The sequence below is a fragment of the Paucidesulfovibrio gracilis DSM 16080 genome (assembly GCF_900167125.1).
GTDB lineage: Bacteria > Desulfobacterota > Desulfovibrionia > Desulfovibrionales > Desulfovibrionaceae > Paucidesulfovibrio > Paucidesulfovibrio gracilis.
In genome coordinates this window covers 102918-129754 of record NZ_FUYC01000003.1, presented here as the reverse complement: position 1 = coordinate 129754, position 26837 = coordinate 102918, and the positions used below count along the sequence as shown (strand labels likewise).

The following is a 26837-nucleotide window of genomic DNA, read 5'->3' as shown; positions in this document are numbered from 1 at the left end:
CCTCTCCCGCCTCGCCCAACGCAAGGCGCACCTCAGGAGAGACGAATGGCCTCCTTCACTGCGCCCGAAGCCTTGACCTTGGACAAGGCACCGTACAGCTGGTCCAGACTACGGACCTCAACCGTCATTTCCAACACGGAATTGCCATCCACACTGGATTCAAACGTTCCGGAATCAATATTGATATCATCGTCAAAAAAAATTTTGGTGATACGAGCCAACATTCCCTTCTCATTGGCGCAGCGTATTCGCACCTTGGCCGGATACGGATGGTCTTCCTGTCCTTCCCAGGTGACAGTAAGCAGGCGCTCCGGCTCAAAGTTTTTCAAATGCGGACAATCACTGCGGTGGACCGTTACCCCGCGTCCCCGAGTAATATATCCGGTGATCGGTTCGCCGGGCAGAGGATTACAACACGAGGCAAACCTGACCAACACATTGTCCACGCCGCTGATGTTAATGCCTTCGCTTTTGGCTTTGGGCTTGGCTTTTTGTGCAGGAGTCTCAGCCTCGGGCAATTCCTTGGCCTCGGGTTTTCCCTCCATTAACGCATAAAGACGCTTCAAGGCCTTATTGGGCGTGATCCGTGCATACCCAATCTGCGACAGCAACTCGTCCGTGGAAGGGATGGAAAGGGCTTCGGCCAGCTTAGCAAACCACCCTTCCTTCATGGCTTTAGCCACGTTGATCCCGTGTTTGCGCCCTTCTTTTTCCAGCAGTTCCTTAGCCAGGGCAATGCTCCTGGCCCGTTCTTCAGTCCGGATGTAGTGCTTGACCCGCGTCCGGGCCTTGGCGGTTTTTACGAACTTCAACCAGTCCCGGCTGGGTACGCGCTTCTTGTCGGTAAGGACTTCCACCTGGTCACCGTTGCTCAACGCCGTGGAAAGCGGAACCAACTTCCCGTTTACCTTGGCTCCGGAACAGTGGTCCCCGACCTCGGTATGAATGGCATAGGCAAAGTCCACAGGCGTGGCTCCCTCGGGCAACTCTTTGATGTCGCCCGCCGGGGTAAAGACATACACCTCGTCCTGAAACAAATCGAAACGCAGGGAAGCCATGAATTCCCGAGGATCGGAAAGCTCCCGTTGCCAGTCCATGATCTGACGCAGCCAGGTGAATCGATCCGCATCCCGCTCGGCAGGACCACGCTTGCGCTGCCCCTTGCCAGCCTCTTTGTATTGCCAATGCGCGGCCACACCGTATTCCGCAACACGGTGCATGTCCTCCGTACGTATCTGGATTTCAATGCGTTCACCGTCCGGTCCCACCACGGTCGTGTGCAGGGACTGGTACATGTTGGCCTTTGGAGTCGAGATATAATCCTTGAATCGCCCAGGAACCGGCTTCCAGATGGAGTGGACCAAACCGAGCACCGCATAGCAATCCTTGATGGAATCCACCACCACGCGAAAGGCGATAAGGTCATACACTTCATCAAGGGTCAGATTCTGTTGCACCATCTTGTTGTAGGTGGATGTGAGGTGCTTGGTTCGGCCGAACACGCGGCCGTGAATCTTATTTTTTCGAAGCATTTCCGAGACAAGATCAATAACCTTCTCGATATATTCCTGGCCAGCGGTATGGTGCTTGCGCACTTCCTCGTTGAGCTGCTCAAACACGTCCGGATGCATATACTGGAGACAGAGATCCTCCAGTTCAATCTTCAGACGGTGCAGGCCCAGCCGGTTGGCTAGCGGTGCGTATATTTCCTTGGTCTCCTGGGCGATCAGCAACTGCTTCATGGGCTTCATATATTGAAGCGTCCGCATGTTGTGCAATCTGTCCGCCAATTTGACCATGAGAACACGGATATCTTCGGCCATGGCCAAAATCATCTTGCGGATATTTTCGCCCTGAGCCATGGCCCTAGACTCAAATTCCATCTGCGAGATCTTGGTCACTCCATTGACGATGTCCGCGACTTCCTCGCCGAACAGTTCATCAATCTCGTCAACCGTGGTTTCTGTATCCTCCACAGTGTCATGCAGCAGCCCAGCGGCCACGGAAGCTTCGTCCATCTGCATCTCGGCCAGGACATTGGCCACGGATAGCGGATGGGAAATGTAGGGTTCGCCGGAACGCCGCACCACCCCCTCGTGAGCCTGAGCGGAAAAGACATAGGCACGCTGGATCAGGGAAAGATCCGGCTTTTCAATATACGTTGCAACCTTATCGGTTATCTCGGTAATTCGTATCATGGTCTCACTTATTCTACCCGACGGCGGAAACAAAACAAAAGGATTTTCCGTCGTCCGTTACGGAATCAAATGTGGGGAATTCCCCTGAAGCTCTTCGGGTATCCACCAGCGGTCGGCATTATATCCGATACCTGCCGGAGCGGGGTCGATACCGTGCACTCGGGCCGCCACTATGGGCAGGGCCATGGGAACATATAAAAAGCAGTACGGCTGATCCCTGTGAAGAATCTCCTGAACCCGGTCATACAATCGGCGGCGCTCGGTGCGGTCCAACGTAGCGCGGGCACGCTCCACCAATTGGTCCAGCTCAGCGTTACGATAATGAACAAAATTCAAGCCGCCTTCGCGAGCACTGTCGGAATGCCAAACAGAATACGGATCCGGCTCGGCAGGCGTTGTCCAGGCCAAAATCAGGGCGTCAAAGCGTCCCTTTTTCACAAACTCGTTCAAAAAAGTCGCCCATTCCACGGCTCTGATTTCCACGTCAATGCCGATGGCGGCCAGCCGGTATTGAATGATGGTCGCGGCACGCAGACGTTGAGAGTTCCCCTGGTTGGTCAACAAGGTGAACCGAAACGGCCGTCCCTCCTTGTCTAATATGCCATCCCCGTCGTGATCCTCCCATCCGGCTTCTGCGAGCAGGGTACGGGCCACATCCTGATCATAACCATACGGTTCCAAATCATCCTTATAGGCCCAGGTTCCGGGCTGAAAAGGACCGTGCGCGGGTTCCCCCAACCCAAGCAGCACCCCTTTGACGATTTCCTCTTTGTCAACGGCATGTGCCAAGGCTCGACGCACGCGCACGTCGGAAAAGATAGGGTGCTCCAGGTTATACGCCATGTAGGTATAACCGGCGGACAAATATTTATATTTATTGAAACGCGCTTCCCAGTCTCTGCCCCGGGTTTGGAACATATAATCCATAGGCGTTAATCCCATGGAATCCAGATTCCCGGCCTTGAGTTCCAAAAACTGCGTGGCCTGATCAGGGATGATCCGGTACACAATGGTATCGATATACGGACGGCCCAAAAAATAATCGGGGTTGGCCTCCAATATGATTCGCCTTCCCGGCACCCACTCCTTCAACTGATAGGGTCCGGCACCCAACGGTTCCCGACTATAGCGCGTATCTAAAAGATCTTCCCCTTCCAAGGCATGACGGGGCAAAATGGCATGCGCCCAGGTAACCAGCGCCCGTGCAAAAGGTTCGTCATACCGAACTTCAAACGAATATGGTCCGGTTACGGTGAATTCCTTCACGCGTTCATAGTCCCCGGAATACGGCGTGGGCGTATCGGGATCCACCATAAGATGGTAGGTGAACGCCACATCGTCGGCAGTCAGCGGTTCGCCATCAAACCAATGAATATCCTTTCGAAGCTTGAAGCGCAACAGGCGCCCCCCCTGCAACACTTCATAGGATTCGGCCGCCCACGGCACAAGCTCCAGGTTACGATCATACCGCAACGGAGCAACGAAAATGCGGCCGGTGATATTGCTGGATGCGGTGTCAGAAGCAATCATGGGGATGAGGTTGCTTGCATCTCCAAGCATGGCCTCCACAAGGCGACCTCCGGTAACAGGAACCAAATCCGTTGTCTCCGCCCTCTGCGGCGACACCGAGGTATCCCCGTAGCAGACAGAAGTCATTGTGGACAGATAGCACCCTCCTAAAAGGATACCGAACACCCATACCCACCCCATTCGTGGGGTAAAATTTCGTAGAATACGCATCTTTTCCTTGCCAATACCCATAGAATCCATCATATACTACCGGATGCGGTTGAAGCCGGGCTTGGAGTATGAACCAAACGGTTTGAAAAAGCCACAGGTGAGCTTGCCCGTGTCTGCGTAATCGGCTATTGGTGACCACTGCCTCCCACCCTTTGCGGCGGAGGCGTTGATGCAAACCAACCGCGCGCTCGTCTACAGCGCCTCAGAATGTCAGGAGTATGCGCTTCTCATGTCCGGTGATGAAGCATTAGTCAAAGAAATTCTTCAAAGTTTTGTCCACAACACCATCCCCGAATATATCCTGGAAGGATCCCAGGAAATCGTGGATACCGGTGGTGTGGTCAAACTTGATGTCCATCGGCGCGACCAATATTGGGAGGCCGAGGGCCAGGTGCATGGCGAAGATCTCCAGAACTACAAGCCGCAACTCGGCATCAACCTGAATGACAACTCGGCCAATGCCTTTTGCAACTGCCCGGATTCCTTTGCCGGATATTGTCGGCACATCGGCGCTATCGCCCTGAAGCTGATCCGCTCCTTCGACGCTGATTCCGAAGAGGATTTGCCTCGCCCCAAAGCGGACTGGCATCAATGCTTCCGGGCTTTCTTCGCCACGGAACTGGAGCCGGAAGCAGGTAAGCACTACCTCATCTTCCGTCTCTACCCGGAACCGGGCCGCCTGCAGGTGGCCTTTTTCCGTGCCCGACAAAACAAATCCGGCATCTCCCAGGTACAACACCCGGTGGACCTGGAACAGATCGTCAACAACCCGAACTGGTGCGAGGTCTCTCCATCCCTCCCCCACGTGGCGGAGATGATCGGCCACTATCTCGATTATCGGGGTCACAGGGTGGAACTACCCGCCGGACTGCACTCCTGGTTCTTTCGTGCCATTAAAAATGAGTACTACCTCTATTTACGGGAGACGGATCAACCCGTTCGCATCGAAAGCAAAACCATGCAGCTGAAGTTGGCTCCCCAACTCTCCGAGTCGGGACTTTCCTTTGATATTCGTCTGGCCAGAGAAGGCAAACTCCCTTTTTCCATCACGGATGAGGAAGAGGTGTTCTTCTACGGTCGGTTACCCCTTTGGCTGTTCCGCAAAAACGCCTTTTACCCCGTCCAGACCGGACTTGACCCGGAACTGGTGCAGGAAATGGTTGAACAGTCCCCGGTCATTCCGCATTCCGATATTTCCGAATTTCTGGACCGCGTCTGGACGCAGATCCCGGTTTCCGACCTCTACGGACACGAGGACTTCCTTGAACGCATGGGACCAATCTTTGCCAGTGCGGAGTACAACCCCAAACTTTTCCTGGACGAGGAAGGCAGTCTGCTGACCCTTAAGATCCACAACATCTACGATACCGAAGACGGCGAAGTGGCTCTGCCCGGTCCCAACCCGGATCTTCAAACCGGCTCCTACCACATGCACGGCAAATCCTATCTCATCCGCCGTGCCCAGGGCGAAGAGGCCCAACTCATGGCCGAACTCACGGACATGGGATTCCAGGCACGAAACAATCATACCTGGTTCATGGAGCAGGAAGAGGCCATCAAATTCCTTTTGGACCACTATCCTTCCCTGGTGGAGGCCTATCGCGTCTACGGCGAAAAAAATCTTTCCCGCTACAAAGTACGGCTCTCCAAACCGGAACTCACCGCAGAGATCGAAACCGACGAGGAAAACAACTGGTTCAATCTGGATCTGACCGTGGAATACGGAGATCAGAAAGTTCCCATCGATGTCATTTGGAAGGCCTGGGTGGAAGGAAAACGCTACGTCCAACTCAAGGACGGCTCCTACACCAGCCTGCCGGAACCATGGCTCCGCAAGCTTGGGCATCGGCTCAAGGTGCTGGGATACGATCCGGAAAAACCTATCAAAAAACAATTCCAGCAATTCGAAGCCCCGGTGCTGGAAAAATTGCTGGAAGACCTTCCCCGTGTGCGTACGGACGAACAGTTCGTTAAGCTTCGGGAAAAAATAAACAATTTCGAAGAAATCAAAATGCTCCCGCAACCGGAAGGGCTTACCGCCACGCTGCGGCCTTACCAGGTGCAAGGGCTTTCCTACCTTAACTTCCTCCGTGATTACGGTTTCGGCGGCATCCTGGCCGATGAAATGGGACTGGGGAAAACCATCCAAACGCTGTCCTTCATTCAACACCTGGTGAATGTGGGCTGCGACAACCCCACCCTGATTATCGTTCCCACTTCTGTGCTGCCAAACTGGGAACGGGAGGCGCAAAAATTCGTTCCCGGCCTGACACGACTGACCATTTACGGTGCCAAGCGTGACGATCTCTTCGGCAAAATCAAGGATTCGCATTTAATCATCACGACATACGCGTTATTGCGCCGTGATTTGGAAGAATTGCTCAAATACAAGTACGCCTCCGTAATCCTTGACGAAGCGCAAAACATCAAGAATCCAAATACAATAACAGCCCGAAGCGTTCGTAAGCTCGAGTCGGACATGAAACTCTGCCTCTCAGGTACACCCATTGAGAACAATCTGTTCGAATTGTGGAGCCTGTTTGAATTCCTCATGCCCGGCTTCCTGGGGTCGCAGCATTCCTTCCAGCGTGGTATTGTCAAACCCATCAAGGATGGACACGAAGAGACCCTTGAATACCTGCGAACACGCGTCAAGCCATTCATCTTGCGCCGCACCAAAAGCGAAGTGGCCAAGGATCTTCCGCCGAAAATCGAAACGACCCATTACTGCGATCTGGTGGATGAACAGCGGGAACTCTATAATGCTTTGGCCATGAAGTTGAAAGATCAGGTGCTGCGCGATGTGGACGAAAAAGGGCTGGCCAAAAGCCAGATGTCCATTCTGGACGCTCTGCTCAAGCTTCGCCAGATTTGCTGCCATCCGCGTCTGCTCAAACTGGACATGCCCGGCCTGACCACAAACCTGCCTTCCGGCAAGTTCGACGCCTTCAAGGATTTGGTCACTGACATCATCGAAGGCGGACACAAGGTGCTGGTCTTCTCCCAGTTCGTCCAAATGCTCCACGTCATCCGTTCCTGGCTACAAATTCAGGAAATCCCGTTCGCGTATCTGGACGGCGCCAGCAAAGACCGTTTTGATCAGGTGGACCGCTTCAACGATAATCCGGACATCCCTATTTTCCTCATTTCGCTGAAAGCGGGCGGCACCGGACTGAACCTTACTTCCGCTGACTACGTCATCCATTACGACCCATGGTGGAACCCTGCCGTGGAAAATCAGGCCACCGACAGAACACACCGCATTGGACAGAAACGCCAGGTCTTCGCCTATAAGATGATCTGTCAGAACACGGTTGAAGAAAAAATTCTCAAATTGCAGGAACAGAAAAAGGACGTTGCCGAAGCCATCATTCCCGGTCATTCCGCCCTCAAGTCTCTGACGCGGGACGACCTGGAAATGCTTTTTGAAATATAAACAGTACGCTGGCATTGGCCCAGTCAAGGAGAGCCGCTTGGACCGACTGTTTACCTTGGTAACGTTTATCTTCGATCCTCTCCATGAGTTCTGGGAGCGGGAATCCACGCAAAAATTCGTGGCCGCCCTGCTTGTGGTCTTCTTTCTTCTTTCATTGGGCGTCATCGAACTGAATCGACAGGACTTGGCCCCACAATGGCTGCACTGGTTCCCGCATACCAGCCACTTTGAAGCCGTGAACCTTGCCTTTGGTTTTGTGTTGCTGATGGAAATCATCGGACTGATTTTCACCCTACCGTGCTCCATCTCACTTGCCGTTGCCAAACAATTTGAAATATTAGCGCTTATTCTGCTTCGGGGTACATTCAAGCAGCTCTCCTACTTTCCCGAGCCTATTCAGGTCGTCGGCAATGAAGAGCTGGTATTTCGCATTGCAGCCGATGGTGCCGGAGCTTTGCTCATCTTTGCCCTTTTAGGCGTTCTGCGTATGCTTCCAAAGCCATACGAGGGCAGCAAAAAAGGCGCGTCCATCTTTCGATTCGTTGCCGCCAAAAAACTTGTTGCTCTGGGACTCCTGGTCTTTTTCTTTGGCTTGTGCTTTGAGCACGCCCTGCACCACTTCCAGCATGCCCCTACACCGGATTTTTTCCCAGCATTTTATACTGTTCTGGTCTTCTCGGACATTCTGCTGGTCTTGATCGCTCAACGCTATGCCCCCTCTTTCCGGGCAGTGTTCCGCAACTCCGGCTTTGCGTTGGCCACGCTTTTCATCCGCCTGGCACTCACGGCACCAGTGTATTATAACGCAATTCTGGGCGTTTCCGCCGCAATTTACGCCCTGTTGCTCACGCTGGTGTACAACGTTTTCTACCACCGCAGCCGTCACTGACCTCCTTTTTCCCCGCTTGACTTGCGTGAAAAACGCCGTTAATTGTCTCGTCAACAATTGACCAGTCAACAATCAACACACTCCTTTCTTATGCCAAAACTTGATTCCCAACGCGCCCAGTCCTTGGGCTACCGCATTGCCAGACTCTTTCGCGCTGCAGCAAAAAATGGCGACCGGCTCTTTGCCAGGCACCCTGTAAAGCATTCGCAAATCCCCCTCTTTATGGAAGTCATTCACCAGCCGGGACGCAGTCAAATGCAGCTTGCGCAAGTTCTGCACCTCGACAAAGCCGCAGTTGCCCGAAAACTGTTCGCCTTGGAAAAGGCTGATTTTATTTCCAGGCGTTATGATCCGCAGTGCCGCCGTGACAAGCTCGTATACCCCACGGAGCAGGCAGATAAACTGCTGCCGCAAACCCTTGATCTGCTGGAAACCTTCAACGAATTGCTGTTTCAGGGCTTTTCCCCTGAGGAACGACAGAACGCACTCCAAGTCGTGGATCGTCTGATCGTCAATCTGGAACGTGCCCTTGACGAGGAAGAGTCATGACGGAGCAGGAACGAAAACGCATTGTTCTCTTTGCGATAACATCCACACAATTTGCAGTGCCGTTCATGCTTTCCGCCGTTGCCGTGGCTCTGCCCTCCATTGGAGAACACTTCAATTCCGGAGCGGTGCTGCTCAGTTTGGTGGAGTCCGTGTATATCGCCACCACCGCCATGTTCTTACTGCCGTTTGGCCGCTACGCGGACATTACCGGCCACATTCCGCTCTTTCTCCGGGGCATGGGGCTATTCTGCCTCATGACGCTGCTGTTGGGCTTCGCACCCAGCATGTCAATCTTTGTGATCCTTCGAGTGTTGCAAGGCTTGGGGGGAGCCATGATGATGTCCACGGGACTGGCCATCCTCATGAACGCCCACCCACGAGAGGAGCGCGGTCGCGCTCTGGGGTTCGGCACAGCCGGTGTCTACCTCGGCATTTCCGCCGGCCCATATTTGGGAGGCCTACTCACTACGGCCCTCGGCTGGCGGTGGGTTTTCTTTTCCGGACTTCTGCCCCTGTTGCTTTCTTTGGTGCTGGTCCTTCGCCTGAAACGGCTTGACCACCAGGCTACTTCCGATCCTTTCGACCGCGTCGGCGCTCTGCTGTCCGCCCTTGGGATCGGGCTGTTGGTGGCAGGAAGTGCAGGCTCCGCCCACATCCTGGGCAAACTGGCCTTGCTGGCCGGAATTCTGTCGCTTATCAGCTTCGTCCTTTGGGAAAAGCGCTCTTCCTCACCGCTGCTGGATCTCAATCTGATCCGGCATAACCGCCCGTTTGCGTTGGGCTGCTTGGTACAATTCATCAACTATGCAGCCTCGTTCAGCTTCACCTTTCTGATGAGCCTCTACTTGCAATGTGGCCGTGGCATCAGTGCCTATGAAGCAGGGTCCATCCTCGTGGTGCAGCCCTTGGTGCAGGCCGCGCTGTCACCATACAGCGGAAAACTTGCAGACAGGCACCCGCCGCACCTCATCGCCACGTTCGGCATGGTTGTGGTGACCATCGCGCTCGGCATTGCCGCCACGTTCGATGCGCAAACGTCCAGCCTCACCTTCCATGCCATGCTCATCCTGCTCGGCATCGGCATCGCGTTTTTTTCCAGTCCCAATGCCGCCGTTATCATGGGCAGCGTCAACAGTAGGGAACTGGGAGTCGCATCAGCCATGACTTCCGGCATGCGCACCTCAGGCATGACAACAAGTATGATCCTGGTGTCCCTACTTCTGGCACACACATTGGGAGATCACGCGGTCAGCCAAGAGAACTTTGATCAATACCTCAACGTCATGCGCATTTTATTAACGGGCTTCACCGTGCTGAGTGCCTTTGGCGTCCTGTTGTCGTTGAAGGGGGCGCTGAACCGCAAACCCGTGTAACCAGCTCTCCTTCCTAAAGGAAAACTAAAAAACCGCATTGATTGTAAGGCGGTATGCAGCCTATACTTCCGAAAACTCCGAAGGATTCCATGTAATCACAGCCCATCGAACCGGCGCTCGACCCGGCAGGAAGACCCCGCCCTCCACCGGCCGGAGTTGGTCCGCCAACCATCTGCGTAAACGCACTTCCTCATCCTCTTGAAGATCGCGCACCATCCACCGCAACTCCCGGACGGCCGTCTCCAAGTCGGCGAAAATCTGTTGCGGCTGGGTAATCGTAAAATCCACACGGGCAAATATGCCCAGTTCCCGTAACAGGTTGAGGACGATCATGTAGTCCGGTCCCTGATGAAATTCTCGGCCCACGGCGCGTATAATTCTCGGGTCATGCGGTCCATTACCAGCCAGTGTCCCCAAAACCACCAGCTCGCGAGCATAGGAATGCGCCTTGCGAACAAGTTTTTCCAGGTCGTCGGTCATCAAGGACCGGGAACCGAGCACCACGTCGTGGACGCCGATTCCCTGCTCCTCCCAATCGTCTTCCCAGCCTGCCGGGCAGATGCGTATGTTCTCGATTCCTTCGTCCGAGCACCGCTGTTGCAACAGCCTGCGCATTTCCGATGAGGGGTCCGCCGCTGTCACGGAGGCGACAAGCGAGGCAAGAGGCACAGCAAGGGTTCCTGAAGCGCAGCCCATGTCAAGAACCGTCCAATGCGACTGAGGGTTCATCATTCGCACAACCTGCCCAGCATATTTTTCCGACGAGGTGGCCCGCTGGAATTCCTTGGCCCGTCGATCCCACGCTTGAACATTTCCCCGCATTTTTTTCCGATGTTGCTGCCCCGCTCTCCACATGGCATTCCAATCCGCAACCATACGCCCCCTCCATCTCCTGTTGGCTGTATCACATTTTTAAATATTGTATTACGCTATACCTCGTTCTTTTTGGGGTCAATCGTTGACTCTTTGTCCATAAAAAAAGGCGGCTGTACGCCGCCTCCAGTCAAGATCAAATTTTGTGGGGTTTAAAAGGGTACGTCATCCATTCCACTCGCCTCGGAGGGGAAGGCCGGTCCCAGATCCTCTTCTTCGCGAGGAGCGTTGTTCTGGTTCGGAGGCTGCTGGTATCCACCCTGCTGTCCCTGCTGCCCGCCACGCTGCTGCCCCTGGCCCTGCTGCGGTCCCCGGTATTGTCCGGCATCCTGACGGCTATCAAGTCCTTGGACATTATTCGCCACGATCTCAGTTGTATACCGATCCTGACCGTTTTGATCCTGCCATTTACGTGTTTGCAGCTTACCCTCCACCAGAACAAGTCGCCCTTTGGAAAGGTAATTGCCGCAAAACTCCGCAGTCTGGCGCCATGCCACAATCCGATGCCATTCCGTACGTTCGACCTTCTGGCCGCTGTTACGGTCACGATAGCCTTCGTCAGTGGCCAGGCTGAAATTCGCCACGGCCTGCCCGGCCTGTGTGTAGGAAAGCTTGGGATCCTGGCCCAATCGTCCGACCAGGATAACTTTATTCATACTGCCGGCCATCTATTTTCTCCTTGGAGTTTGGGGTCACTTTCTGTGGGCGGTTTACATTTTTTTCGCTGAATTTTCCAGCTCACTGAGCACGTCTTCCAGCTTATAGCTTAGCCGGTCGGCATCTGCAGGTTTCCAGTCGGCCAACGCGGACTCCAGTTGCAGCACCAGGGCGTCCAGCCGCTCAGGTTCACTCCCCAACGCCTGCAGTCCCTTCTCGGGAAGAATCCCCAAGCGGTGCTTCTCTGCCAATGTACGGGCCAACTCCAGGACTCCATGGGTCACACCGGGAGTTGTTCCCTGCTCCCAGGCCAATCCCCACAATGTCGGCCATTGCGTTTTTACTTTAGCCTCATCGTACGTGGAAGCAGAAACACGAACCTGCAAGAATTCACCCATCAGCCTTGCTCCTCCCATTCTCCTTGAACTCGGGCAACAACATCTTCAATCATGGTCAACTGATCTTCGGGACAAATTCCAAGAAGCGGCTCCCCGGCGTCGACGTTATCGCCACGATGAAAATACACCGCGTAGATCAACCCCTCCGGGCCGGAATAGGACAACGGCGTTTCCCGTTTCATCCGAGAAACAATGAACATCTCCATACCATCCGAGACCTTGACCGAACGCTTTCCAGAAACCTTCAGCTTTTGGTCCACCTCGGGTACGAAGTAATACTTGGCCCGTTCCGGTGCTTTGAACAGGAAGAGAGCCTTTTGCAGTATCAAATCAATCACTTCACTTCGGGACAAATAATGACGAATCGTCATCAGTTTGGTGCCGGCTTCCACGAACTTCCCTTCAAGTTCGTGACGAAGCTCCGTCACCTCGCCGCTTTCCGGGGAGTGAAGGGGTTTGGTATTGTGTTCCCGGGTAAGCTGCAGCAGCAGCGTACCGGGCTTTTCATCCCAGGTACCGCTGGCCGAACGGACCTTGTCGCCCACCTTGAGTTCGGCAAAGCCGACCGTTCCCGTATGCGGAGCCACCACATCAATGGTTTTGTATGGAGACGCCTTGATCTCGTCGAGCAATTCCTTAATATTCAGCAATGGTACAACTTCCTTGTTCGCAAAATGGTTATGCTTCGCTCCTTGAACAGTATGACAGCACAGGATAGCGGGTACAACGGCATGAAAACGCGAGCGTTCCAACGTCCTAAAAACGAAGCAGCAATACCCGAACCAGAACGGCCCTTCAGCAATCAGGAGTGATCACTTGCATTCATTTGATCCAGAATTCATAAAAGTTCCCCCCCATGGGGTCAAGCCCCTGGACCGATGACTCCATCGGACATTACAGCGGGAAAAGCTCCGCATGATGATGGATTGAAACCGGGGAACATTTGGCGCAGGGCTTTCAGGCGGAGCCTATTCCTCAGCACGTGATTTTCGCAATTTGATGAGCCGTTTCTGTACTTCAAGTACCAACTTGTCCAATTTGAGTGCTTGCTGACGCTTCAACTCATCAAAAGTCAGACCCGTAATTCCGTCATCCAGGGTACGGACAACCGTGGCAAAAACCTTACCCAGAAACAGCTTTTTGTTCAGATAAAACGAAACCTCGCAGCTTTCACCGGAAGCAAGCCCCTTGGATGGATCCTGCACCGCAAACCCCGAGGCGCTGATATCCTTGACATCAAACGTCTGTCCGGAATCATGAAACTTGACCACCAGCCCTGGTACGCGGGTTCGAAAGGCCTGTCGGGCGCGATCTTCACATTCTCCGAACGATATATCGAAATCCATACGGCGACTCCCAATTACTGCTGATTAATTTGTGGTCACCCGTTTTTCAAGGATGAATTCCACCCGACGATTTTTGGCCCGATTTGCCGCGGAAGTGTTGGGGACGATGGGATTCAAGGAGGCCAGCCCCGTAGCGGTGAGCCGCCCCGGTTCAATTCCTTGATCAAGCAAAAAGCGCAATACGTTCACGGCCCGTAATGCGGAAACCTCCCAGTTGTCCTGATAGACCCGCCCGGTTGGCTGTGTATCGTCTGTGTACCCTCGGATATTGATGACCTGGTCAGGATGCTGGATAAAAAAATCCTTCATGGTCATCATTATTTTTTCTCCAAGCGGAGAAAGCGCCACCTGCCCCGGGGAGAAAAAGACATCTCCGGGTGCCCGCAGGGTGATAAGACCGTTTTCAAAAGTCGCCGACACAACCCCTTCAATGCCCTTCTCCGTTTGCAACGCCTTCACTTCGGAGAAGACCTTCCGCTGTGATTCCACAATCTGGCGCTGCAACATCACCTGATCCAGCAAAACTCCCGCTTCCTCCTGCGTGATGCGGCTGGTGGCAATTTGCTCCATTTGCCCGGAGAGAGCCTGTGTCACGGAGCTAAATGTCTCGGAAAATTTTTCGTTGTCCAACGTAGACATAGAGTAGAGCAGGATGAAGAAAACGAGGAGAAGCATGGAAAGATCCGCAAAGGTCGTGAGCCATTCCCGCCCTTCCTCTTCGTCCTCATAATTTGCGCTTAGGAGCGCCTCATCGGAAGTGGCAAAACTTTTCTGCGCGCACACGTCAGTTCCCTCGCTCCTTGGGTGCCAGGAATGAGGACAACTTCTCGTAGACCAACATGGGGTTGTTGTTTTCCAGGATGGAGCGCGCCCCTTCAAAAATAATTTCCAAATTCAGCTGCTCCTGGAGAGTCCTCGCTTTGAGCTTGGCCTGCATGGGAATAAAAATCATGGTGGCAAGCATGGAACCGTAAAACGTCGTCAAGATGGCCACAGCCATGGACGGCCCGATAGCCGTAGGGTCGTCCAGCCGGGAAAGCATCTGAATCAACCCGATCAGGGTTCCCATCATACCGAAGGATGGAGCCAGGCCGGCCAGACGTTTGAACACGTCCTGCGCCACTTGATGACGACGTCGCATTGCATTGATCTCAATGCGCAACGTGTCGTGGATCAATTGGGGGTCCGCGTTGTCGGCAATAAGCTGACAGGATTTCTTGAGGACCATGTTCTCGGTTTGCACGTTCTCCAATGCCATCAGGCCTTCCCTGCGACTGATCTCGGCCACCTTGACCATGATGTTGATCACGTCCCGGGCCTTGACCTTGCGTGCGCCAAAAACCTTGATGCCCGCATAAAAGGACTGCACGATTTCTTCAAGAGGGAAAGCCACCGTAATGGAGGCCAGTGTTCCGCCGATCACAATCATCATACCGGGAAGGTTGATGAACACGTCCACGGCTCCACCCAGGAAGATCGCGCCTACAACGAGCGAAAGTCCGACGATCAGTCCAAATAGGGTCGCTATATCCATACCCGGAATCTACCCTTGTTACAATTTCAAAACCTGTACAACTGCCCTCAATGCCCACACAATATGGATATCGTCTTTTTTTTCAGCAAACTCAAGGGTCGCGTTCGAATTTTATACCAAAAACTTCATCTTATCGCCAGCAACCTCTAAAAATCGACCAATCCTCTTCTGATGCTTTGCAGTGTATTGCCCCGACTCCTAAACTCCGTCACAATACCGCCGATAAGAAAAATATTGATCGAACAAAACCAGGGGCCGCCCTATGCCTTTTGAAAATATCCCACTGTGGCACAGCCAAGCACAACGACGTTTCTTCGCTCCAGCCGCACTCGTGTTGCTCATCGGTTGTGTGGCAGGGTGTTCCGGCAGCACTGCGAAAAAAAATTATGATAGTGCCGCAGACTTTTTCTTTGACGTTCGTCCCACCACAACGGAACTACGGGACGAGGACACCACCCCCATTCGGGAACTCAACTATGAAGCCGGGGATGAACTTGTCCGAGTCTTGAATGACGCGCTGGAGGAGCATGTCCGGATTGTATTTCACGACTTCGACAATCTTGGCCAGCCCGAGGATCCATCACCCTTTGGGTTTGTTTCCGCAGAACAGGTGGCCTCTCGGCTGACACGAGCCGGTTACCCCGTGATCCCTGCAAATGCGATGCAGACCATGCCGCAACACGGTACCATGGATGAAGCCGAGCCGACGGACACGGACTCCGCTGCCAACGCCCCAGACGCTGAAAAGACGCTGCCCGGCTTGGCGGAATTGCGCGGAACCTATCTCATCGCCGCAGACGTGATTTACCTTTCGGCAACAGTCCGCGCTGTCCCAACGCAAACGGCATTGGCGAGTTGGCAATGGACACTGCCCGTAAACCAAAACACCATGGCCCTGCTTCCACAATTACGCCTGCCACAGGGAGGCACCACACCAACGGTTCGAACCAAATTCTAATGGCACGCAGCCCAAAAAGAAGCCGCCCGACGGCAAGCATCGGGCGGCGTATGGGTACTTGAACAAACGTTCCGTGCTCGACAGACGCTAGATGTCGAACCCTTCACGCTCTTCAGGCTTTCCTTTCCAAATTTCCGGCTGCTCACCGAATTCTTTTTTGGCCTCGCGATGGCCAAGATTGAACGCCTTGGTGTTCACGTCGCGAATCTTGGCAGGCAACGCGGCCTGGAGTGAACTCCGCATTACGCGCTGTTCCACAAAGGGCAGGAGATAACTCACTGCGCCCAAGACAATGGTATTCATGGCCTGAACGATTCCAACCTTGCGGGTAGCCATTTCCGTAAACGGCAATCCAAGAAACAGATTGGTCGGCGGCTGTCGCACCAGGTCCGTTTCCAGAACCAGTATACCGCCAGGCTTGAGGAACGGATAATACGCGTTGCAGGCTTCCTGGGAGAGCGCCACCAAGAGATCAAGATTCTGTGCCTTGGGATAGCTGATCTTTCCGGAGCTGACCACGAGGTCGCACCGACTGGAGCCTCCCCGTGCTTCGGGTCCATAGCTTTGAGTCTGGGTCACCTGATACCCGTGTCCCAACGCAAGCCCTGATCCCATCACGCGCCCAAGGGTGATGATTCCCTGTCCGCCCAGGCCGGAAAGCCGAATTTCAAATCGTTCCAGGGTCACACTCTGCTTCATGACGCGTTCCCCCGCATGCTCTGCTTCAGTTGCGCGTATTGCTGTTCCAGCCCGGGCGAATCGTTATCGACGAACACTCCTGTGGGGAAACGCCCTTCGCGCTTGCTTTCATCCATTTCTTCATACCGCTCCAGCGGGACAGCGCTCTTCTTGAGCCATTTGTACATATCCACTGGTCCCTTATACTTGTTCTTCCGGCCGAACTGGGTATGGCAGGGAGAAACTACCTCCACCATACGGAACCCCGGATGCTGAAGCGCCTGGATCATTAGTTTATCCAACTGTTGGGCATGAAACGATGTGCCGCGTGCCACAAAGTTGGCTCCTGAGGCCCGCGCCAGATCCACCACGTCAAACCCCTTTTCCAACTGTCCGTAGGGTGATGTCATGGAATAGGAACCATGCGGCGTGGTTGGGGAGCACTGCCCCCCGGTCATACCGTAGATATTGTTGTTCAACACTAAGGCCGTGATGCCGATATTTCGACGGGCCGCGTGGATGAGGTGGTTCCCGCCGATGGACAAGGCGTCGCCGTCACCCATGATACAGATCACGTTAAGATGCGGTTTGGCCATTTTAATTCCGGTGGCAAACGTCAAAGCCCTTCCGTGCGTCGTGTGAACCGTGTTGAAGTCCACGTAAACCGCCAACCTTCCGGAACAACCGATCCCCGCGACAATAACCACGTCGTCCTTTTCCAGGCCGAGACAATGCACCCCACGGATCAACGATCCCAGAGCAATGCCGTGGCCACACCCCGGACACAACACGTGAGGGAATTTCTTATTGTGCCGCAGATACTTATGAATGATATGATTTCCAATAACTTCGGGCATGGCTACACCTGCATGATCGCCTTGAGGATTTCCGAGGGCGTGATGATCTGTCCATCAACGCGGTTCACAGCACGCACCGTGGTTCTACCGTTGTTGACCCGCTTCACCTCGCGTGAGATTTGTCCCATATTCATCTCCGGAACAATCAACGCTCGGGCATGTCCCATCACTTTTTCCGTGGCGGCCCGCGGGTAGGGATACAACGTCTTGAGCTTCAGCAGTCCGGCCTTGACCCCCCGTTCGCGAGCCTGCTCTACAGCGTACTCTGCGGACCGGGCCACCGAGCCGTACGCTACAACGCAGACCTCAGCATCTTCGCAACGAAATTCCTCGTGCAGGGACACCTGCGGCAAAAACTGGTCGACTTTACGAAACATGCGGTCCATGAGATCCGCCACTTCCTCTGGTCGGGAGGTGGGGAACCCATTGGGATCATGTGTCAGCCCAGTGACATGGAATCTATACCCCGAACCGATGGGCGGCATGGGCGGCACCCCCCGAACCGTTTCCTCAAACGGTTTATACCATTCGGGCGGCATGGTGGGGACAACGCGATTGAAGACTTCGTATTCATCCTCACGCGGAATGACAATTTTCTCACGGGTATGCGCGGTGATCTCATCCAAAAGCAGGATCACCGGTGTGCGGAATTTTTCGGCCAGATTGAAAGCCGTGATCGTCATTTCAAGACATTCCTGGACATTGGAAGCGGAGAGTACAAGGATGGCATGATCCCCATGCGTTCCCCAGCGGGCCTGCTGAACATCGCCCTGGGCCGGGCTTGTGGGCAATCCAGTGGATGGTCCGCCCCGCATAACATTCACAAGGACCAGGGGAGCCTCCACCATACAGGCGTACCCCAAGTGTTCCTGCATCAGGGAAAACCCCGGGCCGGAAGTGGCCGTCATGGCCTTGCAGCCAGCCAACGACGCACCGATCACAGCGCCCATGCTGGCAATTTCATCTTCCATTTGGAGAAAAGTCCCGGTCTCGGTTTTGGGCAGCCGCTGGGCCATTCCCTCCATTATTTCGCTGGAAGGCGTGATGGGGTAGCCCCCATAAAAGGAACACCCGGCAAGAAGGGCGCCTTCCACCACCGCCTCATTGCCCTGGGCAAAAAGTTCTTTGCGCTTCTTTTTTCTGCCTGCCGCCATATCTCACCACCTCACTTGGGACACCGTTCGATTTCCGTTACCACAATGGCGAAATCTGGACAGTGCAGTTCGCAAAATCCGCAATGAATGCAATCCTCTTCGCGCATCACACGCGCCTTGCCCTGGGCATCAATCTCAATGACCTTGGCCGGACAAAACGCCACACAGATGCCGCACCCCTTGCACCAGTCCGGATAGATGGTGACTTTACTATTTCCCTTCTCCTTGGCCATGACCCCACCTGAAAAAAGGTTGATGAACCCCACTCACGGGACTTGTTACACGATTCGGCCACTACCACCATTGGTGGGCCTTTGCAAACAGTTTTGGAAAAACCGGCACTTGTCCGACAAAAAGATCATGGCATTTCAAAGAGTCAACGTGTGAGGATACCAGGAATTCAATCCTTGGCCGACAAACGTGCCCTATTCAATCCTTACCCGTCCGAGCCTCGGGATGACCGGTATGACAGGGGGCACCCTGTTCCCGCAACACGACGTCGGCCAGGGCATTGACCACACAGGCGGCAAGCGCGGAGCCGCCTTTCCGCCCTTGAATGGAAATGGAGGGCAACCCTCCCTGTCGCATAAGCAATTCCTTGGACTCGGCGGCATTGACGAACCCCACCGGCATCCCCACAACAAGCGCAGGCAGGGTTCGCCCGTTTTGTACATGCTCCAACAAGCGAAGCAACGCGGTTGGTGCGTTACCGATCACCCAGATGCGGGACGGTGCGCCATCCATGTCTTGATCCTGCTCCACGATAGCGTCAACAGCCGCCAAAGCGCGGGTTGTCCCCTGGGCTTTGGCCCGGGCTGCTACCGCAGGATCATTCATCAGGCACTGAACCGAACATCCCAAGGGGGCCATACGCCGGAGAGGAATGCCCATTTGCGCCATGCGTGTATCGGTCACAATCGCGGCCCCGGCTTTCAGGGCATTCAGGCCGGATACGATCGCATCCGCCTGAAAGCGTACCAATTGCAACAAATCGAAATCCGCGGTGGTATGAATCATACGCCGGACAATTTCCCAGGCGATTCCGGCATATGGCCGCGGCTGCGGCACTTCATCATCAATTATGGACAGAGAACGTCGTTCAATTTCGTCGGGCCGTACCGCATGGATCAAAGAAAGAGGGTCGTTGCTCACATCACATCCCGATTATTATCCAGACAGACAAAAAAAGCTCCACGCAAACGTCATACAACGAATGCGCAGAGCCGGATTATAGCCTTCCGTCGCCCAGGTTGAAACCCCGGGCGAAAACCTTTTTCGGCTAGCGGTCCCGAGCCTGATAGCGGGACAATTTCTTTTCCAGCCGTCGGCTGTAAGACGTCAACACGTAACACACCACAAAATACATGATGGCGATGGTCACGTAGATCTCAAAAGAAATCCTGGTCTCCCGGTTATCCACCTGCACAGCTGTGCGCATCAGTTCGTTTACTCCAATGATATACGCCAGGGACGTATCCTTGGTCAGGGAAACGAACTGGTTCACGAACGAAGGAATCATGTTGCGCAAGGCCTGAGGCAAAATGATGTACCGCATGGCCTGCACATGGGATAATCCCGATCCCCGCGCCGCCTCCATCTGCCCACCAGGCAACGCATTCACACCGGCACGAACGATCTCGCCGATATAGGCCGAAGTAAACACGATGAAGGCAATCAGTGTACTGTGAAAGGCTGGCAGTGTTTTGCCGAGCATAATCGGCGCCAGGAAAAAAAACCAAAAAATGAGCATCAGCAGCGGTGTGCCACGGATGGCCTCAATATACACAACCGCAGGATACCGCATCCACCAGGAACGGGAGATACGCATCAAACCGGCGGCAAGCCCTACCCAAAAGGCGCCGATGATGCCGAGCAAGGCAAGTACGACACTGGCCGCAAGTCCACCCAGATTTTCCACAAAGGGAAATTCCGAAGTGAACCGGACCGCTCCCCAGAGAAAATAATCCAGGTTGTCCCAAATAAGTCCCCAATGCTCAGGTGCTACATCCCAATACGACACGTTCCACTCCCCCTAGTATTTCACCTGCAGCATGAAGTGCTTATTGTACATGTTGATAGCCAGTGAGACGACAAGCGAGATGATCAGATAAATCAACGTCGCCACTGTAAAGCCCTCAAAGGCCAAACCATGATAGGATTCGATCTGGGTGGCCTGATACGTAAGCTCTGTCACGCCCAAGGCCATCGCCAGGGAGGAGTTTTTGATCAGGTTCAAAAACTGGGAAATAAGCGGCGGCACGACGATACGGATGGCCTGCGGCAAAATCACGTATCGATAAGACTGCAAAAATGTCAGCCCCGTTGCCCTGGATGCTTCCAACTGATTTTTGGGGATGGAAAAAATACCGGCACGCAATTCCTCAGCAATAAAAGCGGAAGTATATACGGCCAATGCGATCACCACACTCATGGACTCCGAAGAAAACAGCATCCACTCGCCCGTATACTCGGTCCCCCCAAAGGCGAATGGACCAGGGAACCAATAGTACAGCTGGTTGATCCAATCATTGAGAGCTTCGGGAAGGATGACTCCCGCACCGAAATACCAGAAAAAAATCTGCACGAGCAGCGGGGTGTTGCGGAAAAATTCCGTATAAGCCACGGAAAACCAAACAAAGGGCTTGAACCGGGTCATGCGCAGCACACAGATGGCGATGCCCAACAACATGGCAAACACAATGCCGATGAATGAAATTTCAATAGTGGTGACGAAGCCTTCCCAAAGCCATCGGCCCGGCTCTCCCGTAACGGTCGCTATCCAATCAAACTGGTACTGCAAGACTCTTGATCCGTTGTTGAATGGTTGGAGAAGAAGGCCGGAAGCGCTGAGCGCCCCCGGCCCGAGAATGACCGATCAAGCGGCTACATGGGCCACTGTTCGATTTCCCAACCAGCGGGAAGGTCGTATCCCATCCACTTCTTGAAAAGCTGATGGTACGTGCCGTCCAGCCACATTTCGTTCAGGGTCTTGTTCACGAAATCCCGAAAATCGGAATCGTTCTCGGGGACGCCCAGACCATACGGCTCAGCGGAGAAGAATTCACCCACGATTTCCCAATTTTCAGGATGGTCGTCACCAGCTTTCAGCCCGGCCAGGATACCGGAGTCCGTGGTCACAGCAACGACTTTGCCCTGCTTGAGCGCCTGGAAAGCCTGGGGATACTCGTCAAAGGAGATGACGTGCGCCTTGGGCTGGGCGGTCTTGATGTTCTTTTCCGAAGTGGATCCCTTCACGGTTCCAACCTTCTTGCCGGCCAGATCATCGGTGGACATGATGCCGGAGCCTTTTTCCACCAACAACTTCTGACCGTCCATGAAATACGTGATGGAGAAGTCGATCTTCTCGTCGCGCGAGAACTTGTGCGTCATGGTGGCGGCCAGCATATCAACGGATCCCTGCGCCAACATGGGGATGCGGTTCTTCGAAGTCACGACTTTAAATTCTACATCTACGCCGAGTTTCGAGGCGATATATTTGCAAATATCGACGTCGAAACCGACCAGTTCGTTGGTGTCGGGATCAACAAAGCCAAACAGGTTCACGGAGTCCTTCACACCACAGATCAGGGTGCCGCGTTCCTTGATTTCCTCCATTTTTCCGGCATTGGCCGCGGACACGCTGAAAACCAGCGCCAGCACCAAGGCAAGAACAACACTCAACCGTTTCATACTGCATCCCTCCTGACGAGTTAGGGGTTCATTCTACCGCATAACGTTTACGGCATTTGTTACAATATCTCCTTCAGAAACTGCTTACTGCGCTCATGTTGGGGGTTTTTGAAGAATTCCGAGGGGGTGTTTTGTTCCAGCACCTCACCATAATCCATAAAGATAACCCGATCCGCCACTTCCCGGGCAAATCCCATTTCGTGCGTCACGCAAAGCATGGTTTTGCCCTCACGAGCCAAATCCTTCATCACATTCAACACTTCATTGATCATTTCCGGATCCAAAGCCGAGGTGGGTTCGTCGAACAACATCACTTTCGGTTCCATGGCCAGACCACGCGCAATGGCCACACGCTGCTGCTGACCGCCGGAAAGCTCTGCAGGATACTTATGAGCCTGGTCATGAATTCCCACACGATTCAAAAGCTGCAATCCAAGCTCGTCCGCAGCCTTTTTATCCATGCCTTTCACTTTAATGGGAGCCAGCGTGACGTTTTTCAACACCGTAAGATGTGGGTACAGGTTAAACTGCTGAAAAACGATGCCGATTTCAGACCGCAGGGTATTGATATTCACATTAGGATCGTGAATGTCCTTGCCGTCAAACAGGATGGTTCCTTTTTGGTACTCCTCCAGGCGGTTGATGCAGCGGATGAATGTGCTCTTACCGGATCCACTGGGTCCACAGATAACCAGCACCTCCCCCTGCTGCACGCTTTCATTGATGCCTTTAAGGACGTGAAAATCCCCATACCATTTGTGCAAATCGTTCACTTCGATCATTGCCATAAAAAACTCCACGCTGCGTGTGATATATTTCCTTATCAGCAAGTCGCCGCCGGAATGTTCGCTGAGCGGCAGCGACCCGACAGTTCAAATTACGTCCGAAACATTAATGAAAACCCTTGAAAAGTCAAGACTCATACCAATATACTACCCTTTTGCGCCTACGCAGAACGAAGTGTATTTCGTCTTTATTTTTCAAAAAACAATGGCCCGGGTCTTCCAAAAACGGTCAATTGTTTTGCCTTTCCCGTAGATGTTTTTGGTCCGATCAATGAAAATTTCTGCAAATTAATTTTGCTTTTCCCCCATGACGACGATCTCTTTTTTTCTATTATGTTTCAATTTTCACCGGAAAAATTGATTGGTCCTCCCTGCAATTCAGACTTCTAACAAATAAAATCGCTGTTCACGCTATATTCCCACCATACCCTCGAAGGATTACCCCAGTTCCCACTTGCATATAATCGATATTATATCAATAGATTACAAGTATATACACCATCGCGTTGAACCATACGGCCATGATTCTCGCTCACCTAGACTGAAGCAGCACTTAATTTCTCACGATTCAAAGCCATACTGTTTGGCGTATTCCGACATACCACCAGTTGATCAGCTGAAAAAAAGGGTGACGAACCACGTTCGTCACCCCGACAGTTTCAATTCTCATTGACTGCATTATCACCGCCAAATGGAATGCATTCGGGCCAGTTCTACTCCATCAATGTCACGTTTTACCACGTGCAAGACGCTGGATTTGGCTTCATCCGGCACACAAGAGCTGGTGATATCTTCATTCGACAGACATTCATGCCGAAAAGTGATGTCCATTTCGCAAAAAAAGTGCGTTTCATGCCAAGAACGCGGGACGCTCTCCATGCCCCACTCCACAAAATGAACATTGTTGACGTGTCCGTTCAAATCTAGATCACTTTGTCGAGAAATAATGGCCACGGAATGTGTCCCTTCTCGTACTTTTGGAATCGTACGTGTGGTAAATGTTAAACTCCGTTCCGGATCCTTGGGGAAGGGAGCAGTTTCATGCAATGAAACCATTTTACGCTTTGTAACATCCATATGAGCCCAAGCCGTAGTGCAACGGCAGACTTCCTCGCCTTCACCGCTCCAGGCCACAAAATCACGGTACGCTAAATATTTATCACGCCCGGAAGGCCAGGTTCGAACCTGCAGCGTCTCTCCGGGACCGAGCGCACGACTCAAGACCAACCGCATCCTGGTCAAAACCCATGCCCGATTCGTCGTCAACAAGGCCTGACGCCCATATCCTAATGCTTCTGCATGACGCCATGCCATTTCCTGAAGATAATTAACAAGACTGCTGATCCGAACCCTTCCATCCGGCCCGCACTCATCCACACGGGCAACAAATTCCCCTTCCAAGAATTGATTTGGCACAACATGCTCCGACATCTTATTTACTCCCTGATACGCACGATCAAAACGATACGGCTGGAGATTCTTTCTGTTTTCCGAATAATTGGCAAGTCCCGGATACCCTCCCTCGCAAGAAACAAAACAACCTCCCCGCAGGACGATTCCAGGGCACTGGCGCCATAAAAAAAAACAGACCCGACCAACAAGTGTGGCCGGGTCTGTAGATTTCAATGACGGATCAACGTCAGGAATTGAGTTCACGCTCCTGGGGGAAAACCGGAAGGTACCGATAGGACAACGTGAGCACCAGCATGCCATAGGCCACGATCATGAGGCTGGTGGCATACTCCGACCAGTTGGGCGCGTAGGTGTACCACTTGTCAAAGGGCATCACCGGCAGAGCCAGCGTTTGGACGGTGAACACGTAACGGTTAATCACAATCCCGGCGCAATCAAGCAATGCCGCGGTGTACAGCAGCCAGGGACGATTGCGGAATGCCGGCACGATCAACAAAACAGCCGGGACCAAACCACAGACGATCAACTCGGACCAGAACAGCCATTGGCCGTAAATCACCTGATAGAACATCTGGTCAAATGTAAAGCCCATGCGCGGCAGAACATCCGTGGCCCAGGCCCAGGTGTCCAGATATTTAAAGAAGAGATACAGGCAGAGCATAGATCCAGCGATCTTACCCATAAGCGCCTTCACCTTGTATTCCACGAGCTTTTTACCGGTGATCTTTTCCATCAGGGTGCAGACCAGCACCGTAAAGACAGGTCCGGAAGCCACCGCGGAAAGCACAAACAGGAAGAACGTCCACGGCCAGATAAAGAAGCCATCACGGAAGGCATAAGGCCGTCCAATCAGCACGCCGTACATGCCGCCAAGAGAACCCTGGTGGAACGTGGACAGGAATGTGCCGATGCCCGCGAACAGCGCCATATGGACGTGCATGTTGTGCGCCAGAGAGTGGATGAACTTATTCCGGTTGAGCTGTTTCTGCTCCAGGATCAGCGGAACGAACTCGATGATCAGCACGGTGCAGTAGCAGGTGATGCAGAAGATAACTTCAGTGAGCATGGAGTGGACGTTGGGATGCCAATAGCCGAACCAAGCGCGGCCGGGCTGTCCGATATCCATGGTCAGGATGAGCATTGCACCAGAATAACAGATGAAACCGACGATAACCGTCAGGTTGATAATCTTCTCAAGCTGCTTGATCTTAAGAATGTACTTCAGGAAACCGGAGAAAAAGGCACCGGCCCCCAAAGCAATCACGGCAAGGTCGAACGTAATCCACAGAGCGAACCCAAAATAGTTGTCCATGGCCGTAACACCGATCCCGTTATAGAGGATCAGAAATGCCGCGTATACACCCCAAAGCAGGATGGCCCCGATGAAACCGAGCCAAAGAAGGTACTGGCCGAAAGAACACCGAGTGGTGCCTTCAGGGAAGAGTTTGCTATCCATGATCCCTCCTCCTTATTCGTGGCCGTGAGAGGCTTGTTTGACCGCGGTGTTGTGGTCGCCGGCGGCGTGGTTGTCACCCTGCTCCCGCACCCACTCGCGTTTGCTCATATAGTAAACCTGCGGATCCAATCCCAACTTCTCCAACAGCCGGAAGCTGTGAGGGCTTTGGGACAGCTGGTGCACCTTGTGATCCGGATTGTTCAAATCACCAAAAACAATGGCACCAGTGGGGCAAGCCTCGACACAGGCCGGGACGTAATAGCCCTCAGGCAGATCCATGGGATCAATCCCTTCTTCGCGTGCGCGATCTTTGGCTTTGAGGTAACGGGTATGACAGAAGTTGCATTTCTCCACCACGCCACGAGGACGCACCGAGGTATTGGGAGACAACGTCTTATCCATTCCGTCAGGCCACAACGGATCCCACCAGTTGAAGTAACGGGCGTGGTAGGGGCAGGCTGCCATGCAGTACCGACAACCGATGCAACGGGGGTAGATCTGGCTGACGATGCCGCCTTCCTCGTTTTTTTCCGTTGCAACAACCGGGCACACAGGCACACAGGCCGGATGTCCGCACTGCATGCACGGACGCGGCAGGTAGGCCACATCATGCTCGGGGAAGTCTTTTCCGTTGTTCAGCTCGTAGACGTTCAGCCAAGTGAGCGTGCGCAACTTATTGGAGGGATCATCGCGATCCGTGGTCATCATCTGCAGATGATTGTGCGGATCCTCCGCCGTCATGGGGGCGATATTGTTTTCGACCTGACAAGACACCATGCACGCGCCGCAGCCCGAGCACTTGTCGATGTCAATGACCATGCCCCACTTGATTTTGAATTCTTTTACTTGCATT

Annotated in this window: 26 protein-coding genes; 5 read left to right on the top strand and 21 right to left on the bottom strand. The window is 53.5% G+C overall.

What is annotated here, in order from left to right:
- Positions 1-32: 32 nt before the first annotated feature.
- Together B5D49_RS04850 and B5D49_RS04845 are read right to left on the bottom strand one after the other, a co-directional pair.
- Positions 33-2198 (bottom strand): RelA/SpoT family protein, encoded by a 2166-nt coding sequence (locus B5D49_RS04850; protein WP_078716553.1) that lies wholly within the window; start codon positions 2196-2198, stop codon positions 33-35.
- A 57-nt stretch (positions 2199-2255) separates the two neighbouring features.
- The gene (locus B5D49_RS04845; RefSeq protein ID WP_078716552.1) at positions 2256-3908 is read right to left on the bottom strand and encodes a peptide-binding protein; all 1653 of its coding nucleotides are present in this window, start codon (positions 3906-3908) and stop codon (positions 2256-2258) included.
- Between the two features lie 259 nt (positions 3909-4167).
- Between B5D49_RS04845 and B5D49_RS04840 the strand changes: the two genes are divergently transcribed.
- From B5D49_RS04840 to B5D49_RS04825, 4 genes are all read left to right on the top strand, one after another.
- Positions 4168-7374 carry a DEAD/DEAH box helicase gene (locus tag B5D49_RS04840; protein ID WP_078716807.1) on the top strand — a complete coding sequence of 1069 codons (3207 nt, stop codon included), beginning with the start codon at positions 4168-4170 and terminating at the stop codon, positions 7372-7374.
- Positions 7375-7411: 37 nt separating this feature from the next.
- Positions 7412-8263, top strand: coding sequence for a hypothetical protein (locus B5D49_RS04835; RefSeq protein ID WP_078716551.1), 852 nt, complete (start codon positions 7412-7414; stop codon positions 8261-8263).
- Positions 8264-8353: 90 nt separating this feature from the next.
- Positions 8354-8812 (top strand): MarR family winged helix-turn-helix transcriptional regulator, encoded by a 459-nt coding sequence (locus B5D49_RS14835; RefSeq protein WP_078716550.1) that lies wholly within the window; start codon positions 8354-8356, stop codon positions 8810-8812.
- A complete protein-coding gene (locus B5D49_RS04825; protein ID WP_078716549.1) occupies positions 8809-10185 on the top strand; it encodes an MFS transporter in 1377 nt (458 codons plus the stop codon). The genes B5D49_RS14835 and B5D49_RS04825 overlap by 4 nt, the downstream gene beginning before the upstream one ends.
- A gap of 60 nt (positions 10186-10245) precedes the next feature.
- Here B5D49_RS04825 and B5D49_RS04820 read toward each other — a convergent pair whose 3' ends face one another.
- The 7 genes from B5D49_RS04820 to B5D49_RS04790 all read right to left on the bottom strand — a co-directional run bounded on the left by B5D49_RS04820 (position 10246) and on the right by B5D49_RS04790 (position 14993).
- On the bottom strand, positions 10246-10917 hold the full coding sequence (locus tag B5D49_RS04820; protein ID WP_159447133.1) for a class I SAM-dependent methyltransferase: 672 nt from the start codon (positions 10915-10917) through the stop codon (positions 10246-10248).
- A 293-nt stretch (positions 10918-11210) separates the two neighbouring features.
- Entirely contained in the window at positions 11211-11726 is a 516-nt protein-coding gene (locus B5D49_RS04815) for a single-stranded DNA-binding protein (protein WP_078716547.1), read from the bottom strand.
- A 42-nt stretch (positions 11727-11768) separates the two neighbouring features.
- Positions 11769-12113, bottom strand: coding sequence for a hypothetical protein (locus B5D49_RS04810; RefSeq protein WP_078716546.1), 345 nt, complete (start codon positions 12111-12113; stop codon positions 11769-11771).
- The gene (locus B5D49_RS04805) at positions 12113-12763 is read right to left on the bottom strand and encodes a biotin attachment protein (protein WP_078716545.1); all 651 of its coding nucleotides are present in this window, start codon (positions 12761-12763) and stop codon (positions 12113-12115) included. The genes B5D49_RS04810 and B5D49_RS04805 overlap by 1 nt, the downstream gene beginning before the upstream one ends.
- 318 nt (positions 12764-13081) lie before the next feature.
- Positions 13082-13459, bottom strand: coding sequence for a PilZ domain-containing protein (locus B5D49_RS04800; RefSeq protein WP_078716544.1), 378 nt, complete (start codon positions 13457-13459; stop codon positions 13082-13084).
- A 24-nt stretch (positions 13460-13483) separates the two neighbouring features.
- Positions 13484-14242: an OmpA/MotB family protein gene (locus B5D49_RS04795; RefSeq protein WP_234990621.1), complete on the bottom strand. Its 759-nt coding sequence runs from the start codon at positions 14240-14242 to the stop codon at positions 13484-13486.
- A gap of 1 nt (position 14243) precedes the next feature.
- A complete protein-coding gene (locus B5D49_RS04790) occupies positions 14244-14993 on the bottom strand; it encodes a motility protein A (protein WP_078716543.1) in 750 nt (249 codons plus the stop codon).
- Between the two features lie 262 nt (positions 14994-15255).
- Here B5D49_RS04790 and B5D49_RS04785 point away from each other — a divergent pair, with 262 nt between their 5' ends.
- Positions 15256-15951 carry a FlgO family outer membrane protein gene (locus B5D49_RS04785; RefSeq protein ID WP_078716542.1) on the top strand — a complete coding sequence of 232 codons (696 nt, stop codon included), beginning with the start codon at positions 15256-15258 and terminating at the stop codon, positions 15949-15951.
- An 87-nt stretch (positions 15952-16038) separates the two neighbouring features.
- Here the strand turns inward: B5D49_RS04785 and B5D49_RS04780 are convergent, their stop codons facing one another.
- The 12 genes from B5D49_RS04780 to qrcC all read right to left on the bottom strand — a co-directional run bounded on the left by B5D49_RS04780 (position 16039) and on the right by qrcC (position 26836).
- Positions 16039-16650 carry a 2-oxoacid:acceptor oxidoreductase family protein gene (locus B5D49_RS04780; RefSeq protein WP_078716541.1) on the bottom strand — a complete coding sequence of 204 codons (612 nt, stop codon included), beginning with the start codon at positions 16648-16650 and terminating at the stop codon, positions 16039-16041.
- A complete protein-coding gene (locus B5D49_RS04775; protein WP_078716537.1) occupies positions 16647-17486 on the bottom strand; it encodes a 2-oxoacid:ferredoxin oxidoreductase subunit beta in 840 nt (279 codons plus the stop codon). The genes B5D49_RS04780 and B5D49_RS04775 overlap by 4 nt, the downstream gene beginning before the upstream one ends.
- Before the next feature lie 2 nt (positions 17487-17488).
- Positions 17489-18640: a 2-oxoacid:acceptor oxidoreductase subunit alpha gene (locus tag B5D49_RS04770; RefSeq protein ID WP_078716536.1), complete on the bottom strand. Its 1152-nt coding sequence runs from the start codon at positions 18638-18640 to the stop codon at positions 17489-17491.
- Positions 18641-18651: 11 nt separating this feature from the next.
- A complete protein-coding gene (locus B5D49_RS04765) occupies positions 18652-18873 on the bottom strand; it encodes a 4Fe-4S dicluster domain-containing protein (protein ID WP_078716535.1) in 222 nt (73 codons plus the stop codon).
- Between the two features lie 196 nt (positions 18874-19069).
- A complete protein-coding gene (locus B5D49_RS04760) occupies positions 19070-19792 on the bottom strand; it encodes a precorrin-8X methylmutase (protein WP_078716534.1) in 723 nt (240 codons plus the stop codon).
- Positions 19793-19919: 127 nt separating this feature from the next.
- A complete protein-coding gene (locus tag B5D49_RS04755) occupies positions 19920-20660 on the bottom strand; it encodes an amino acid ABC transporter permease (RefSeq protein WP_078716533.1) in 741 nt (246 codons plus the stop codon).
- 12 nt (positions 20661-20672) lie between these two features.
- The gene (locus B5D49_RS04750; protein WP_078716532.1) at positions 20673-21440 is read right to left on the bottom strand and encodes an amino acid ABC transporter permease; all 768 of its coding nucleotides are present in this window, start codon (positions 21438-21440) and stop codon (positions 20673-20675) included.
- Positions 21441-21523: 83 nt separating this feature from the next.
- Complete coding sequence (locus B5D49_RS04745; protein WP_078716531.1) at positions 21524-22330, bottom strand: ABC transporter substrate-binding protein; 807 nt, start codon at positions 22328-22330, stop codon at positions 21524-21526.
- A gap of 59 nt (positions 22331-22389) precedes the next feature.
- Positions 22390-23118 carry an amino acid ABC transporter ATP-binding protein gene (locus B5D49_RS04740; protein ID WP_078716530.1) on the bottom strand — a complete coding sequence of 243 codons (729 nt, stop codon included), beginning with the start codon at positions 23116-23118 and terminating at the stop codon, positions 22390-22392.
- A 678-nt stretch (positions 23119-23796) separates the two neighbouring features.
- A complete protein-coding gene (locus tag B5D49_RS04735) occupies positions 23797-24771 on the bottom strand; it encodes an acyl-[acyl-carrier-protein] thioesterase (RefSeq protein WP_159447132.1) in 975 nt (324 codons plus the stop codon).
- Entirely contained in the window at positions 24755-25984 is a 1230-nt protein-coding gene (gene qrcD / locus B5D49_RS04730) for a menaquinone reductase integral membrane subunit QrcD (protein WP_078716529.1), read from the bottom strand. Before qrcD ends, B5D49_RS04735 begins: the two co-directional genes overlap by 17 nt.
- A 12-nt stretch (positions 25985-25996) precedes the next feature.
- Positions 25997-26836, bottom strand: a complete 840-nt coding sequence (gene qrcC / locus B5D49_RS04725; RefSeq protein ID WP_078716528.1) for a menaquinone reductase iron-sulfur cluster-binding subunit QrcC — start codon at positions 26834-26836, stop codon at positions 25997-25999.
- Position 26837: the final 1 nt, after the last annotated feature.

Excerpts from the sequence above, each read along its gene's own strand:
- B5D49_RS04845 (WP_078716552.1), bottom strand. The coding sequence starts at position 3,908 with ATGGGGTGGGTATGGGTGTTCGGTATCCTTTTAGGAGGGTGCTATCTG.
- B5D49_RS04770 (WP_078716536.1), bottom strand. The coding sequence starts at position 18,640 with ATGGCGGCAGGCAGAAAAAAGAAGCGCAAAGAACTTTTTGCCCAGGGC.
- B5D49_RS04820 (WP_159447133.1), bottom strand. The coding sequence starts at position 10,917 with ATGATGAACCCTCAGTCGCATTGGACGGTTCTTGACATGGGCTGCGCT.
- B5D49_RS04850 (WP_078716553.1), bottom strand. The coding sequence starts at position 2,198 with ATGATACGAATTACCGAGATAACCGATAAGGTTGCAACGTATATTGAA.
- B5D49_RS04775 (WP_078716537.1), bottom strand. The coding sequence starts at position 17,486 with ATGCCCGAAGTTATTGGAAATCATATCATTCATAAGTATCTGCGGCAC.
- B5D49_RS04785 (WP_078716542.1), top strand. The coding sequence starts at position 15,256 with ATGCCTTTTGAAAATATCCCACTGTGGCACAGCCAAGCACAACGACGT.
- qrcC (WP_078716528.1), bottom strand. The coding sequence starts at position 26,836 with ATGCAAGTAAAAGAATTCAAAATCAAGTGGGGCATGGTCATTGACATC.
- qrcD (WP_078716529.1), bottom strand. The coding sequence starts at position 25,984 with ATGGATAGCAAACTCTTCCCTGAAGGCACCACTCGGTGTTCTTTCGGC.
- B5D49_RS04765 (WP_078716535.1), bottom strand. The coding sequence starts at position 18,873 with ATGGCCAAGGAGAAGGGAAATAGTAAAGTCACCATCTATCCGGACTGG.
- B5D49_RS04815 (WP_078716547.1), bottom strand. The coding sequence starts at position 11,726 with ATGGCCGGCAGTATGAATAAAGTTATCCTGGTCGGACGATTGGGCCAG.
- B5D49_RS04825 (WP_078716549.1), top strand. The coding sequence starts at position 8,809 with ATGACGGAGCAGGAACGAAAACGCATTGTTCTCTTTGCGATAACATCC.
- B5D49_RS04745 (WP_078716531.1), bottom strand. The coding sequence starts at position 22,330 with ATGAAACGGTTGAGTGTTGTTCTTGCCTTGGTGCTGGCGCTGGTTTTC.
- B5D49_RS04740 (WP_078716530.1), bottom strand. The coding sequence starts at position 23,118 with ATGGCAATGATCGAAGTGAACGATTTGCACAAATGGTATGGGGATTTT.
- B5D49_RS04800 (WP_078716544.1), bottom strand. The coding sequence starts at position 13,459 with ATGGATTTCGATATATCGTTCGGAGAATGTGAAGATCGCGCCCGACAG.
- B5D49_RS04780 (WP_078716541.1), bottom strand. The coding sequence starts at position 16,650 with ATGAAGCAGAGTGTGACCCTGGAACGATTTGAAATTCGGCTTTCCGGC.
- B5D49_RS14835 (WP_078716550.1), top strand. The coding sequence starts at position 8,354 with ATGCCAAAACTTGATTCCCAACGCGCCCAGTCCTTGGGCTACCGCATT.
- B5D49_RS04810 (WP_078716546.1), bottom strand. The coding sequence starts at position 12,113 with ATGGGTGAATTCTTGCAGGTTCGTGTTTCTGCTTCCACGTACGATGAG.
- B5D49_RS04790 (WP_078716543.1), bottom strand. The coding sequence starts at position 14,993 with ATGGATATAGCGACCCTATTTGGACTGATCGTCGGACTTTCGCTCGTT.
- B5D49_RS04840 (WP_078716807.1), top strand. The coding sequence starts at position 4,168 with ATGTCCGGTGATGAAGCATTAGTCAAAGAAATTCTTCAAAGTTTTGTC.